This window comes from Streptomyces sp. NPDC088387 (assembly GCF_044753385.1).
Lineage (GTDB): Bacteria > Actinomycetota > Actinomycetes > Streptomycetales > Streptomycetaceae > Streptomyces.
Window position 1 is genome coordinate 139,782 of the sequence record NZ_JBIVNC010000014.1, and the last position, 16,026, is coordinate 155,807.

Annotated in this window: 2 protein-coding genes; both read left to right on the forward strand. The window is 71.9% G+C overall.

Annotated features, from left to right (window positions below):
- Window positions 1–37: 37 nt before the first annotated feature.
- Window positions 38–6,409 carry an SDR family NAD(P)-dependent oxidoreductase gene (locus tag ACIQAC_RS31500; RefSeq protein ID WP_402197137.1) on the forward strand — a complete coding sequence of 2,124 codons (6,372 nt, stop codon included), beginning with the start codon at window positions 38–40 and terminating at the stop codon, window positions 6,407–6,409.
- Window positions 6,410–6,434: 25 nt separating this feature from the next.
- On the forward strand, window positions 6,435–15,974 hold the full coding sequence (locus tag ACIQAC_RS31505) for a type I polyketide synthase (RefSeq protein WP_402197140.1): 9,540 nt from the start codon (window positions 6,435–6,437) through the stop codon (window positions 15,972–15,974).
- Window positions 15,975–16,026: the final 52 nt, after the last annotated feature.

Genomic DNA, 16,026 nt, shown 5'->3' on the forward strand with positions numbered 1-16,026 from the left:
GGACAACGCGGCCGCGGACCGGCCGACCCAGGACAAGGTGGTCGGCGCCCTCAGGACCGCGCTCAAGGAGACCGAGCGCCTGCGCCGCCAGAACGAACAGCTGGTCGCCGCCGCCGCGGAACCCGTCGCGATCGTCGGCATGGCCTGCCGCTTCCCCGGCGGAGTCAACTCACCGGAGGAGCTGTGGGACCTCGTGGCCAACGGCCGCGACGGTGTCTCCGGCTTCCCCGACGACCGCGGATGGAACCTCGACACGCTCTACGACCCGGACCCGGAGGCGCCCGGCAAGTCGTATGTGCGTGAAGGCGGCTTCCTGTACGACGCGGCGGAGTTCGACGCGGCCTTCTTCGGTATCTCGCCGCGTGAGGCGCTCGCCATGGACCCGCAGCAGCGGCTGCTGCTGGAGACGTCCTGGGAGGTGATGGAGCGGGCGGGCATCGACCCGGCCACCCTGCGGGGGAGCCGCACCGGCGTCTACGCGGGAATCATGTACCACGACTACGGCATGTCCATGGACCAGGTCCCCCAGGACGTCGAGGCGTTCATAGGCACCGGCAACGCGGGCAGCGTCCTGTCCGGCCGGATCGCCTACTCCTTCGGCCTCGAAGGCCCGGCGGTCACGATCGACACCGCCTGCTCCTCCTCGCTCACTGCCCTGCACCTCGCCGTGACGGCCCTGCGGCAGGGCGAGTGCACGATGGCCCTGGCCGCGGGCGTGACGGTCCTCGCCACACCTGACGTGTTCATCGGCTTCAGCCGGCAGCGGGGGCTCTCGCCGGACGGGCGCTGCAAGGCGTTCTCGGCGTCGGCCGACGGTACGGGGTGGGCCGAGGGGGCGGGCGTGCTCCTCGTCGAACGACTCAGTGACGCCCGCCGCAACGGACACAAGGTGCTGGCCGTGGTACGAGGTACCGCGGTCAACCAGGACGGCGCGAGCAGCGGCCTCACCGCACCCAACGGCCCGGCACAGCAGCGTGTGATCCGCCAGGCCCTCGCGGCCGCCCGGCTCTCCGCCGCCGAGGTCGACGCGGTGGAGGCACACGGCACCGGTACGACGCTCGGTGACCCGATCGAGGCGCAGGCCCTGCTGGCGACCTACGGACAGGACCGGAACGGGGGGCACCCCCTTTATCTCGGCTCGCTGAAGTCCAACATCGGACACGCCCAGGCCGCCGCCGGCATGGGCGGCGTGATGAAGATGGTCATGGCGATGCGGCACGGTCTGCTGCCCCGGACCCTCCACCTGGACGAGCCCACACCCAAGGTCGACTGGAACAGCGGCGCGATCAGTCTCCTCAGGGACTGTCACTCCTGGCCGGAGACGGGCCGCCCCCGGCGGGCGTCGGTGTCCTCCTTCGGCGCCAGCGGGACGAACGCGCATGTGGTGCTGGAGCAGGCTCCGGTGGAGGTGGCTCCGGCGGAGGAGCCTTCCGACGATCCGTCTTCGGATGCGGATGCGGATGCGGGTGCGGGTGCGGTTGTGGTGCCGTGGGTGGTGTCTGCGCGGTCGGCGGAGGCGTTGGCGGCTCAGCTGGGCCGGTTGGCGTCGTTCGCGGAGTCGCGCGCGGATGTCGGCGCGGTGGATGTGGCCGGGTCCTTGCTGCGGCGGTCCGGGCTGGACTACCGGGCGGTGGTGGCGGGTCGTGACCGGGACGCTCTGATCTCTGCGTTGGCGTCGGACGGTGGTGTCCGGGGTCAGGTCGGTCCGGGTGATGGCGGTGTGGGGTTGCTGTTCGCCGGTCAGGGTTCGCAGCGGGCGGGTATGGGCCGGGAACTCCGTGCGGCTTTCCCGGTGTTCGCGCGGGCTTGGGACGAGGTGTGTGCGGAGCTGGGGCGCTCGCTCGGGGACGAGGTTCCTGAGGGGACGGGGTGGGCGCAGCCGGCGTTGTTCGCGTTCGAGGTGGCGTTGTTCCGGTTGGTGGAGTCGTGGGGTGTGCGGCCGGACGTGGTGGTCGGGCATTCGGTGGGTGAGATCGCGGCGGCCCACATCGCGGGCGTGCTGTCGCTTGAGGATGCGTGCCGACTGGTCGAGGCACGTGGTCGGTTGATGCAGGAGCTGCCCGAGGGCGGCGCCATGGTGGCGATCGCGGCTCCCGAGGCCGAAGTCGCGGATGTGATCGCGGACCGGCTCGACGAGGTCGGGATTGCGGCGGTCAATGGTCGGTCGTCGGTGGTGGTGTCCGGTGCCGGCGTGGTGGTGGATGACGTTGCCGCGGGCTTCACGGAGAAGGGTGTGCGGACGCGGAAGCTGCGGGTGTCGCATGCGTTCCACTCGCCGTTGATGGAGCCGATGCTGGACGAGTTCCGTGCGGTGCTCGAAGGCCTTGCCTTCCACTCGCCGACGGTGGACTTCGTGTCCACGGTGGATGGCGGCGGCGATGTCGCCTCGGTGGACTACTGGGTACGGCACGCGCGTGCCGCGGTCCGGTTCGGCGACGCCGTGGAGGAACTGGAGAACCGTCATCTGTCGGCCCTCATCGAGATCGGTCCTGACGCGACGCTGACCGGCATGGCGGGGCAGGCACTTCAGGATCCGCAGGCCTTGTCCTTGGTGGCGCTCTGCCGCAAGGACACGGACGAGGCCGTGTCCGTCGTCGAGGGCATCGGTCAGGCCTGGGCGAACGGCACTAACGTCGACTGGACACCCCTGTGCGCAGGCGGAAAGCAGGTCGACCTCCCCACCTACGCATTCCAGCGCCAGCACTACTGGTTGCCCAAATCTGCCTCCGCCATCGACGCCGAGGGCCTAGGCCTGGTCGGCGCCGGACACCCCCTCCTCGGTGCTGCGGTGTCGATGGCGGACGGCCGGGGTGTGGTCCTCACCGGCCGCGTATCCCGCACCTCGCAGCCCTGGGTGGTCGACCACCAGGTCGGTGGTGTGGTCCTGCTGCCGGGTACGGCGTTCGTCGAACTGGCCGTGCGCGCCGGCGACGAGGTCGGCTGCGGCCGGGTCGAGGAACTCACCCTGCAAACGCCCCTGGTGCTCCCGGAGGAACTCTCCGTACGGATTCAGGTGGTGGTCGGCGAACCGGACGAGACCGGAAGCCGGTCACTGTCCGTCTTCTCCCTCGCGGACGCCGTCGACGACCAGACCTGGACCCTGCATGCCAGTGGCCGACTGACCTCGGCCGCCGCGACACCGGCGGACGACCTCACCGTATGGCCCCCGACGGACGCCGAGCCGGTCGATCTCACCGACTTCTACGAGCGGTTGGCGCAGGAGGGCCCTGGCTACGGGCCGGTGTTCCGTGGGCTGCGAGCGGCGTGGCGGCGCGGCGGGGAGGTGTACGCGGAGGTGGCGCTGTCCGAAGGGGTGGAGGCGAACGCCTTTGGCGTCCATCCCGCGCTGCTGGACGCCGCGTTGCACCCCATCGGCCTCGGCGGTCTGGTCGACCAGAACAGTGGGGCGATGCTGCCGTTCTCCTTCGACGGAGTGGAGATGCACGCCTCGGGTGCGACCGCTCTCCGGGTACGGATCATCCCGGCCGGAGGCAATTCGGTCGCCCTTCTGATGGCCGACGGTACGGGACAGCCGGTCACGTCGGTCGAGTCGCTGGCCCTGCGCCCGGTGTCGGCGGAGGCGCTCCGCGCGGCTTCGGCCGGCCACGACTCGCTCTACCGCGTCGAATGGGTCCCGGCCGTCCCCGCGTCGGCGTCCCCGGCCGGCAGGTCCCCGCTCACAGTCGTCGAGCTGACCCCCGGCGCGACCGATCTGCACGAGCTGGACGGTGCGGAGGCGCCCCGGGTCCTCGTCGCCCGGGTGCCGAGGGGCATCGACGTACGCGATGCCCTGGATCAGGTGCTGGCGCTGGCCCGCGGCCGACTCGCGTACGAGGGCTCCGGCAACGCCCCGCTGCTGTTCGTCACGCATGTCCACGACCTCGCCCACGCCGCCGTGCGGGGCCTGGTCAGGAGTGCGCAGGCCGAACACCCTGGCCGCTTCCTGCTGTTGGACGTGGAGGAGGACGGTCTGACCGCAGCCGTTCTCGCGGAGACCGTTGTGCCCGGCGAGGACCACGTCCGGCTGCGGGAACAGGGTCTGTTCGTGCCGCGGCTGGTCCGGGCCGTCACCCCGGACGTCCTGCGCCCGCCGGCGGAGGGCCCGTGGCGCCTCGAAACCGCGAAGGCGGGATCGCTGGACGCCCTGCGCCTGACCGTCGCCCCCGAGACGGCCGACCCGCTGGAGCCGGGGCAGGTCCGGATCGCCCTGCGCGCGTCCGGAGTGAACTTCCGGGATGTCCTGATCGCCCTCGGCATGTACCCCGGAGAGTCGGCCCCCTGGCTCGGCGACGAGGGCGCCGGCGTTGTGGTGGAGACCGGCCCCGAGGTCACCCACCTCGCGCCGGGCGACCGGGTCATGGGCATCGTCCCCCGGGCCTTCGGCACACATACCATCGCCGACGCCCGCATGGTCGTACGCCTGCCCGAGGACTGGTCCTTCGAGACCGCGGCCTCCGTCCCCATCGTCTTTCTGACGGCGTGGATGGGGTTGGTGGAGTTGGCGGGTGTGGGTGGCGGTGATGTGGTGCTGGTGCATGCGGGTGCCGGTGGTGTGGGGATGGCTGCGGTGCAGGTGGCGCGGCATCTGGGTGCTGAGGTGTTCGCCACGGCGAGTCCGGGCAAGTGGGCTGCTTTGCGTGAGCTGGGTCTGGACGAGGCGCATATCGGGTCGTCGCGGTCGCTGGAGTTCCGGGAGCGGTTCCTGGAGGTGACGGGTGGTCGTGGTGTGGACGTCGTACTCAACTCCCTGTCCGGAGAGTTCATCGACGCGTCCCTGGAACTGCTGCCGCGCGGCGGCCGCTTCATCGAGATGGGCCGCACCGACCTGCGAGACGCCGAGACCGTCGCCGCCGAGTGGCCCGGTGTCGCCTACCAGGCCTTCGATCTGATCGAGGCGGGTGCTGACCGGATCGGCGGGTGGCTCACCCAGGTGGTGGGGCTGTTGGAGAGCGGTGTGCTGACGGCTCTGCCGGTGGTGTCGTGGGACGTACGGCGGGCGCGCGAGGCCTTCCGGTTCGTGAGCCAGGCCCGGCATGTGGGCAAGGTGGTGCTGACGGTTCCGCGCGGGCTGGACGCCGATGGCACGGTGCTGGTGACCGGTGGTACGGGCACGTTGGGCGCGCTGGTCGCCCGGCACCTGGTGGCCGTACGTGGAGTGCGGCGCCTGGTACTGGCGTCACGGCGTGGTCCGGAGGCCGAGGGTGTGGCCGAGCTGGTGGTGGAGCTGGAGAAGCACGGCGCCTCGGTGACCGTGGCGGCCTGTGACGCGTCCGACCGGGACCAACTCGCCGCCACCCTCGCCGAGATACCCGCCGAACACCCCCTCACCGCGGTCGTCCACGTGGCAGGCGTCGCCGACGACGCCGCACTCGGCTCCCTCACACCCGAGCAGATCGAACGGGTACTGCGGCCGAAGGTCGACGCGGCCGTGAACCTGGACGAACTCACCGCCGACCTGGACCTCTCGGCATTCGTCCTCTACTCCTCGGCCTCCGGAATCTTCGGCACCCCCGGTCAGGGAAACTACGCCGCCGCCAACGCCTTCCTCGACGCCCTCGCCGAACGACGCCGAGGGCAGGGGCGGCCCGCACTCTCCCTGGCCTGGGGCATCTGGCAGGCCGAGAGCACACTCACCGCTCACCTCGGCGACAGCGACCGTGCCCGCATGGAACGGTCCGGTGTCCGTGAGCTGACCTCCGAGGACGGCCTGGCCCTCTTCGACGCGGCACTCGACACGGACGAGGCGGTGCTCGTGCCCGTCCGGCTCGACCTCGGAACGCTCCGGACCCGCGCCGCGTCGGATGCGGACATCCCCGGGCTCCTCCGGGGCCTGGTCCGTGCCACCTCACGACGTACGGCCGCCAGCGAGGCGGACACCTCGGGTGCCGAGGCGCTGCGCCGCCGGCTCGACGCCGCGTCCGAAGCCGAGCGGCGCCGACTGCTGGTCGAGGTCGTCCGCCAGCAGGCCGCCGCGGTACTCGCACTCAAGGACCCCGGCCAGGTAGAGGCCGAACGGCCCTTCAGGGAAACCGGCTTCGACTCCCTCACCGGCGTCGAACTGCGCAACCGGCTCAACACCGCCACCGGCGTCCGGCTTTCGCCCACCGCGGTGTTCGACCACCCCACTCCGCTGGCGCTCACCGAGCACTTGCTGGAACACCTCGCCCCGGACGGTGACAGCCGGGCCGTGCCCCAACTCCTTGAGGAACTGAGCCGCCTCGAGAACACGCTCAGATCCCTCGATGTCGACATGGCGGCCCACACAGAGGTCACCCTGCGGCTGCGCACGCTGCTCAACCGGTGGGACGCCAAGGCCGACCCGCCCGAAAGTGACCCGGCCGAGGACGTGTCGTCGGCCACCGACGAGGAGCTGTTCGACCTCCTCGACGACGAACTCGAAACCCCGTGACGCGGTCCTGGACAGGTGAGACTCGATCATGAGCAACGAAGAAAAGCTTCGCGACTATCTCAAGCGGGCCACGACCGATCTGCGTCAGGCGCGGCGCCGGATCTCCGAGCTTGAGGAACGCGACAACGAGCCCGTCGCGATCGTCGGCATGGCCTGCCGTTACCCCGGCGACGTCCGGACGCCCGAGGACCTGTGGCAGCTCGTCGCCGAGGGCCGCGACGCCATAGCGGGTTTCCCCACCGACCGTGGCTGGGACCTCGACGCCCTCTACGACCCCGACCTGCGCACCCCCGGCACCAGCTATGTCCGCGAGGCCGGCTTCCTGCACGACGCGGGTGAGTTCGACGGCGAACTGTTCGGCATCTCGCCCCGCGAGGCCCTTGCCATGGACCCCCAGCAACGGCTGCTGCTGGAGACCACCTGGGAGGCCGTCGAGCGCGCGGCGATCGATCCGGCGCGTCTCAAAGGCACCGACACCGGGGTGTTCATCGGCGCGGGACACCCCGGATACGGGGTCACCTTCGGTCAGCGCGACCTGCCCGAAGGCGTCGAGGGCTACTCGATGACCGGCAAGGCCGCGAGTGTCATCACCGGGCGGATCAGCTACACGCTCGGCCTCGAAGGCCCCGCCGTCACGGTCGACACCGCCTGCTCCTCCTCCCTCGTCGCCCTCCACCTGGCCGTCACCGCCCTGCGCAAGGGCGAGTGCTCGCTCGCCCTCACCGGCGGCGTCACCGTGATGCCCACGCCGGAACTCTTCGCGGAGTTCAGCCGGCAGCGCGGTCTGGCCCCGGACGGCCGCTGCAAGGCGTTCGGCGCGTCGGCCGACGGCACCGGCTGGGCCGAAGGTGTCGGCGTCCTCCTCGTCGAGCGGCTCTCCGACGCCGTACGCAACGGGCACCAGGTGCTGGCGGTCGTGCGCGGCTCGGCCGTGAACCAGGACGGCGCGTCCAACGGGCTCACCGCACCCAACGGCCCCTCCCAGCAGCGGGTGATCCGGCAGGCACTCGCCAACGCCGGGCTCGCCTCCCACCAGGTGGACGCCGTCGAGGCACACGGCACCGGAACCACCCTCGGCGACCCCATCGAGGCCCAGGCCCTCCTCGCCACCTACGGACAGGGCCGCGACCCCGAACGCCCGCTGTGGCTCGGCTCGTTGAAGTCCAACATCGGGCACTCCCAAGCCGCCGCCGGAGTCGGTGGTGTGATCAAGATGGTCATGGCGCTGCGCAACCGCGCCCTGCCCAGGACCCTGCACGTGGCCGAGCCCACGCCTCGCGTCGACTGGGACGCGGGCGCCGTCTCCCTCCTGACCGAGTCCCGGCCCTGGCCGTCCGGCGACGAACCCCGGCGCGCCGGCATCTCCTCGTTCGGCGTCAGCGGCACCAACGCCCACGTCGTCATCGAGGAGTTCGCGGCCGAAGCCGGATCCGTCACGAGCACCGGCCAGGACGCCGGCAGTGGGCAGGTCGGACCGTCCGGCGTTCTCCCCTGGACCCTCTCCGCCGCCGGTTCCAAAGCCCTGCGCGCACAGGCCCAGCGACTCCTCGACCACATCGAGTCCGGCGCCCCGGGAACGCCCGAGGAGACCGCCCGCTCCCTCGACACGACCCGTGCCCTTCTCACCCACCGCGCGGTGATCGTCGGCACCGACCACAACGACCTGCTCCACGGACTGCGCTCCCTGACCGACGGAACACCCGACGGCCGAGTGGTCCGAGGCACCACCACCGACGGGACCTCGAACCCCGTGTTCGTCTTCCCCGGCCAGGGTGCGCAGTGGTCGCGGATGGGCCTGGAACTGGCCGACGTGTTCCCGGTGTTCGACGCGGCGCTGAGCGAGTGTGCGCAGGCACTGAGGGCTTTTGTGGACTGGGATCTGCGGGCTGAGTTGGCCGGGGATCTGTCGCGGGTGGATGTGGTGCAGCCGGCTTCCTGGGCGGTGATGGTGTCGCTGGCCCGGTTGTGGCAGTCGTTCGGCGTGCAGCCGTCTGCGGTGGTGGGTCATTCGCAGGGTGAGATCGCTGCCGCCGTGGTGGCGGGTGCGTTGTCGCTGGAGGACGGGGCCCGGATCGTCGCGGAGCGCAGCCGCGTGATCGGTGAACGCCTGGCGGGCCGGGGCGGTATGGCTTCCGTCGCGCTGCCCGCCGACGCCGTACGCGAGCACCTCGCCTCCTACGGCGACCGGTTGGCCGTGGCTGCCGTGAACGGGCCGTCGTCGACGGTGATCTCGGGCGAGCCCGAGGCGCTCGACGAGGTGCTGGCGGCGCTGGAGTCGGACGGCACCCGTGTCCGTCGTATCGCCGTGGACTACGCCTCGCACTCCTCGCACGTCGAGTCGATCCGCGACGAACTCCTCGACGTCCTCGCGCCGATCAACCCGCGCTCCTCCGACGTGCCCTTCTACTCCACCGTGTCCGGCGACCTGCTCGACACGACTGGGACGGACGCGGCCTACTGGGTGCGCAACCTGCGGGAGACGGTCCGGTTCGGGCCGGTGGTCGAGCGACTGGTCGGCGACGGGTTCAGTACGTTCGTCGAGTGCAGCGCGCATCCCGTCCTCGCGGTCGGCGTGGAGGAGTCGGGCGCGTCGACGGTGGTCGGATCACTGCGGCGCGGCGACGGTGGAGCGGCCCGCTTCGTGGGGATGCTCGCGGAGGCGTTCGTCCGTGGACTGCCCGTCGACTGGAGCCCGTTGCTCGGCACCGGCCCCACAGTTGCTCTGCCCACCTACGCGTTCCAGCGCCGGCAGTACTGGCTGACGCCGCCGGCCGCCGACGCGGTGGCGCCGCGCGACGAGGCCGAGGCCGGGTTCTGGGAGGCCGTGGAGCAGGCGGACGTGGCCTCGCTCGCCGCGTCACTGGAACTCGACGGAGACCGGCTCGGGGAGCTGCTGCCCGCCCTGGCGTCCTGGCGTCGGCGCAGCCGCGAGCAGTCCGCCATCGACTCCTGGCGGTACCGGATCGCGTGGCGCCCCGCGACCGACCACGGACCCGCCCGGCTGGAGGGCCGGTGGATCCTCGTGGTGCCCGCCGGTGCCGACCAGGACCACTGGGCCGAGCACACCGAACGGGCACTGCGGGACGCGGGCGCCCAGGTCACCGTCCTCACTGTCGACGCCACCACCGCGGACCGGCGGTCGGTCGCCGCCGACCTCGCCGCCGCGACCAACGGCACCGGCGCCGGGGGAGTGCTCTCCCTCCTTGCGCTCGACGAGCGGCCGCACCCCGGACACCCGGCGGTCACCGCCGGATACGCCGCCTCCCTCGCGCTGGTCCAGGCGCTGGCGGACGGCGAACTCGCCGCACCCCTGTGGTGCGCCACCCGCGGAGCCGTCGGCACGGACCGGGAAGACCCTCCCGTCAGCGGTGTCCAGGCGCAGCTCTGGGGACTCGGCCGGGTCGTCGCACTGGAACTGCCCCAACTGTGGGGCGGGCTCGTCGACCTCCCCGAAACAGCCACCACCGACGGTCTACGGCTACTGGCCTCGGCCCTGTCGGGACTCGACGGCGAGGACCAGCTCGCCGTGCGGCCCGCCGGCCTGCTCGCCCGCCGTATGCTGCGGTCCCCCCTGGCGGGAACTCCCGCGCCCCGCACCTGGCGTCCCGAAGGCACCGTCGTCGTCACCGGCGGCACCGGCGCCCTCGGCGCGCACGTCGCCCGCTGGCTCGCCCACAACGGCGCTCCCCGGCTGCTCCTGCTCAGCAGGCGCGGTGCCGAGGCGCCCGGCGCGACGGAACTCGTGGCCGAACTCGCCGAGTCGGGCGCCGACGTCACCGTGGCCGCCTGCGACATCGCCGACCGGGAGGCACTCGCCGCCGAACTCTCCCGCATCCCCGACGACCAGCCGCTCACGGCCGTGTTCCACACCGCCGCCGTACTCGACGACGGCGTGGTGGGCGCACTCGACGCCGACCGGGTCGAACGCGTCCTGCGGGTCAAGGCACAGGGCGCGCTCAACCTGCACGAACTGACCAAGGACCACGACCTCAGCGCGTTTGTGCTGTTCTCCTCCTTCGCCGCGACGTTCGGCACACCGGGACTGGGCAACTACGCACCCGGCAACGTGCACCTCGAAGCGCTGGCCGAGCAGCGCAGGGCACAAGGGCTCCCCGCGACCGCCGTCGCCTGGGGCACCTGGGCCGGCGCCGGCATGGCCGAGGGCGCGGTCGGGGAACGGGCCCGCAGGCACGGCGTGTTCGCACTGGACGCCGAGCCCGCCACCCGGGCGCTCCAGCAGATCCTCGACCACGACGAGACCTGCTCCATCGTGATTGACATGCGCTGGGACCGCTTCGCCGTGGTGTTCACCTCCGAGCGACCCAGCCGGCTGCTCGACGAGATCCCCGAAGCACGCCGGGCCCTCGCCGAGGCCACACCGGCCGCCGGGATCGAGGACGAGCAGGAGGTGTCCGACCTGGTCCGGCGCCTGACCGGCCTGTCCGCCGCCGACCGGCACCACGAGCTCACCGACCTCGTGCGCCGCAACGCCGCGCTGGTACTCGGCCACGACGACCTCGCGTCCGTCGACGAGAGCCGCGCCTTCCGCCAGCTCGGCTTCGACTCCCTGACCGCCGTCGAACTCCGCAACCGGCTCAACACCCTCACCGGGCTGCGGCTGCCGGCCGGACTCGTCTTCGACTACCCCACCCCGGCCCGGCTCGCGGAGCACCTGCACACCGAACTCCTCGGCGACACCCTGGAGACACCCCTCGCCGTCGAGGCGGCCACGGCGGACGACGACGATCCCGTCGTTGTGGTCGGGATGGCGTGCCGGCTGCCCGGCGGCGTCGGCTCGCCCGAGGACCTGTGGCGACTCGTCGCCGGTGAGGGCGACGCGATCTCCGTGCTGCCCACGGGGCGCGGGTGGGACACCGACGCCCTCTACGACCCCGACCCGGCCGCGACCGGGAAGAGCTACGTCCGCGAGGGCGGCTTCCTGCACGACGCCGACCGCTTCGACCCGGAGTTCTTCGGCATCTCGCCGCGCGAGGCACTGGCGATGGACCCGCAGCAGCGGCTGCTGCTGGAGGTCTCCTGGGAGGTCCTGGAACACGCCGGTATCGACCCCACCTCGCTCAGCGGGAGCCGTACCGGTGTCTTCGCCGGAATGACCCACCACAACTACGGCGTCACCCATCCGGCGCTGCCCGTGCCGGAGGGCCTTGAGGGCTACCGGATGACGGGCAGCACCGCCAGCGTCGCCTCCGGCCGAGTCGCTTACACCTTTGGCTTCGAAGGCCCCGCGGTGACGGTGGACACGGCCTGCTCCTCGTCCCTGGTCGCCCTGCACCTGGCGGCCCAGGCGCTGCGGCAGGGCGAGTGCACCATGGCGCTGGCCGGCGGTGTCACGGTGATGTCGTCACCCGCGGCGTTCACCGAGTTCAGCCGCCAGCGCGGGCTCGCCCCGGACGGCCGCTGCAAGGCCTTCGCCGAGGCGGCCGACGGGTTCGGACTCGCCGAGGGCATCGGCATGCTCCTCGTCGAGCGGCTCTCGGACGCCCGCCGCAACGGCCACCAGGTACTGGCGGTGGTACGGGGCTCGGCCGTGAACCAGGACGGCGCGTCCAACGGGCTCACCGCACCCAACGGCCCCTCCCAGCAGCGGGTGATCCGCCAGGCTCTCGCCAACGCCCACCTCTCCCCGCACGACGTGGACGTGGTCGAGGCACACGGCACCGGCACCACCCTCGGCGATCCCATCGAGGCCGAGGCCCTGATGGCGACGTACGGACGCGAACGCTCGCCCGAGCGGCCGTTGTGGATCGGGTCGGTCAAGTCGAACATCGGGCACGCGCAGGCCGCCGCCGGTGTCGCCGGCGCCATCAAGATGATCATGGCGATGCGCCACGGTGTACTGCCCCGCAGCCTGCACGTGGACGAACCGTCCTCCCACATCGACTGGTCCGCGGGCGGAGTGTCCCTGCTGACGGAGACACAGCCATGGCCGCTGCGTGCGGAACCGCGCCGCGCGGCGGTCTCCTCCTTCGGCATCAGCGGCACCAACGTCCACGTGGTGTTCGAACAGCCCGAGCCGGCAGCCGACACGTCCGCCGACATGGACGAGACGAGCGCCGGACCCGGCGTGGTGCCCTGGACGCTGTCCGCCTCGTCCGACGAGTCGCTGCACCTGCTCGCCGCCCGCCTGCGCGAACACCTTGAGAACCACCCCGAGGTCGAACCGCTGGACGTGGGTCACTCGCTGGCGCGTTCGCGGGCTCGGTTGGAGCGGCGTGCGGTGGTGGTTGGTGGTGACCGGGAGGAGTTGCTGGCCGGTCTTCGGTTGGTGGCTGCCGGTGAGCCGGGGGCTGTTGTCGGTGTGGCCGGGGGTGTGTCGCGTCCGGTGTTCGTGTTCCCTGGCCAGGGTGCGCAGTGGTCGCGGATGGGTCTGGAACTGGCCGACGCGTTCCCGGTGTTCGATGCGGCGCTGGGTGAGTGTGCGGAGGCGCTTGAGGCCTTTGTGGACTGGGATCTGCGGGCTGAGTTGGCCGGGGATCTGTTGCGGGTGGATGTGGTGCAGCCGGCGTCGTGGGCGGTGATGGTGTCGCTGGCGCGGCTGTGGGAGTCGTTCGGTATTCAGCCGTCTGCTGTGGTGGGTCATTCGCAGGGTGAGATCGCGGCCGCCGTGGTGGCGGGCGCGCTGTCGCTGGAGGATGGCGCCCGGATCGTCGCCGAGCGCAGCCGGGTGATCGGCGCGCGGCTTGCGGGCCGGGGCGGGATGGCGTCGGTCGCGCTGCCTGCGGATGTCGTACGGGAGCATCTCGCCACCTATGGCGGCCGGTTGGCGGTGGCTGCCGTGAACGGGCCTTCGTCCACGGTGATTTCGGGTGAGCCCGAGGCGTTGGACGAGGTGCTGGCGGCGCTGGAGGCCGAGGGCGCTCGTGTCCGTCGTATCGCCGTGGACTACGCCTCGCACTCCTCACACGTGGAGTCCATCCGCGACGAGTTGCTCGACGTGCTCGCGCCGGTCGAACCCCGGCCGTCTCAGGTGCCGTTCTACTCGACGGTGACCGGCGGGAGTGTGGTCACGACCGCTCTGGACGCCGGCTATTGGGTGCGGAACCTCCGGGGGACCGTGCAGTTCGAGACGGCTGTCCGGGCGCTGATCGCGGACGGGCTGAGTGCCTTTGTGGAGTGCAGTGCGCATCCCGTACTGGCCGTGGGTGTGGAGGAGTCGGGTGCTTCGGCGGTCGTTGGTTCGCTGCGGCGGGACGACGGGGGAGCGCGCCGGTTCGTGACCTCCCTCGCGGAGGCGTTCGTCCGCGGACTGCCCGTCGACTGGGCACCGTTGTACGGCGAGGCGCGTTCCGTGGCGCTGCCCACCTATCCCTTCCGGCGTGACCGGTTCTGGCTCGACGCGGGGGACGTGTCGGTGGCGGTGCGGCGCGACAAGGTGGAGGAGCGGTTCTGGGAGGCGGTGGAGCAGGAGGATCTGGAGTCGCTGGCGGCGTCGCTGGAGTTCGACCAGGACGGGCTGCGTGCGGTGTTGCCGGCGTTGTCGTCCTGGCGGCGGCGCAGCCGGGAGGAGTCCGTCATCGACTCCTGGCGCTACAAGCCCGCCTGGCAGCCGCTGACGGAAGCCGACGACGGCACACCGCTGACCGGCACCTGGCTCGTCGTCACCCCGGCACACGATCCGGGAGGAACTGCCGCGGCCCTCACCCGGGCACTGGAGGACCGGGGTGCCGACGTCCGCCAGCTCGACGTGCATTCCGGGGATGTCGACCGCGTGAAGCTGGCCGCGCGGATCGCCGAGGTGGCGGGCGAGGAGACCGGCCTCTCGGGCGTCGTGGGACTGTGGGCGCTCGACGACGGGCGTCACCCGGAGTTCCCGGCCCTCACCACCGGTGCGCTCGGCAGCCTGACGCTGCTCCAGGCCCTGCACGACCTGGACGTCCAGGTCCCGCTGTGGCTCCTGACCCAGGGTGCCGTGGCCGTCACGGAGTCGGAGCGGCTCACCAGCCCGGCACAGGCTCAGGTCTGGGGCTGGGGACGCGTGGCCGCGCTCGAACATCCCAAGCTGTGGGGTGGTCTCGTCGACCTGCCCGTGGCGCCGGACGAGCGGGCACTGCGGCTGGCTGTGCGGGCCCTCGCCGTCCCCGCGGGGGAGGACCAGGTTGCCGTACGGCAGGCCGGGCTGTTCGGGCGCCGCCTTGTGCGGTCCGCGCTCGCCGGCCGGACGCCGGGACGTAACTGGACGCCACGCGGCACCGTCCTGGTGACCGGTGGCAGTGGTGGTATCGGCGGGCACCTGGCACGCTGGCTGGCCCGCGGCGGCGCCGAGCACCTGGTGCTGGTGAGCCGGCGGGGCGCGGACGCGATCGGCGCGCCCCAACTCGCCCAGGCCATCGAGGAGCTGGGCGCCAAGGTCACCTTCGCCGCCTGCGACATCGCCGACCGGGACGCCCTCTCCGCCCTGGTACGGCGGATCGAGGCGGACGGCTCGCCGATCACCGCGGTCGTGCACACGGCGGCCCACATCGAACTGGGCATGCTCGCCGACACCACTGCGGAGACACTGGGCGAGATCTGCCGCGCCAAGGTGCTCGGCGCCGAGCACCTCGACGAGTTGTTCGCCGACCGGGACCTGGACGCGTTTGTGCTGTTCTCGTCGATCGCCGGGTTCTGGGGCAGCGGCGACCACGGCGCCTACGCCGCCGCCAACGCCCACCTCGACGCGCTCGCCGAAAGCCGCCGGGCCCGCGGGCAGGCGGCCGTGTCGATCGCCTGGGGCATCTGGGACGCCGCGAACGACTGGGACGAACACAACACCGAGATACGGGAGTTGAAGAACGAGAAGTCCAGCCGGCACGGTCTGCCCCTGCTGGACGCCGAGCTGGCCTTCTCGGCACTCCAACGGATCCTCGACCACAACGAGACGTTCGTGGCCGTCGCGGACGTCGACTGGGACCGTTTCGTCGCCCTGTTCACCATGGCCCGCGCCAGCAGCCTGCTGGACGAGATCCCCGAGGCCCGACGTGCCCTGGCGGCCCCGGAACCCGATGCCCGGCCCGCCGACAACGGCGGCGAGCTGCCCCGGCAGCTGGCCGGCCTGTCCCGGCCCGAACAGGACCACCACCTTCTGGAACTGGTACGGGCCCAGGCTGCCGCGGTCCTCGGGCACGGACCGCAGTCGGACGCCGTGGACGCGGCGCGCGCGTTCCGGGAGATGGGCTTCGACTCGCTGACCGCGGTGGAACTGCGCAACCGGCTCACGTCGGCGACCGGCCTGCGCCTGCCCGCCACCCTGGTCTTCGACCACCCCTCGCCGATCGCGCTCGCCGCCCGGCTGCGCACCCTGCTCCTGCCGGACGACGCCGCCGCCCAGCCGGCCCTCGTCCGACTGGACGACCTGGAGGAGACGCTCGCGGCCACCCCGCCCGACAAGGAGACCAGGGAGCAGCTGGCCCGCAGGCTCCAGGCGCTGGTGTGGAGCTTCACCGGCGAGTCCGGGCCCGACGGAGAGACCACAGGACCGGCCTACGGCACGGCCACCGTCGATGTCGCCTCCGCGTCGGCCGACGAACTGTTCGACCTGATCGACAAGGGGCTGAGCCCGTCCTGACCCCGACGCCGCCCACCCCCTTCTTCCCAAGCGCCTGACTGGAGACCCCACG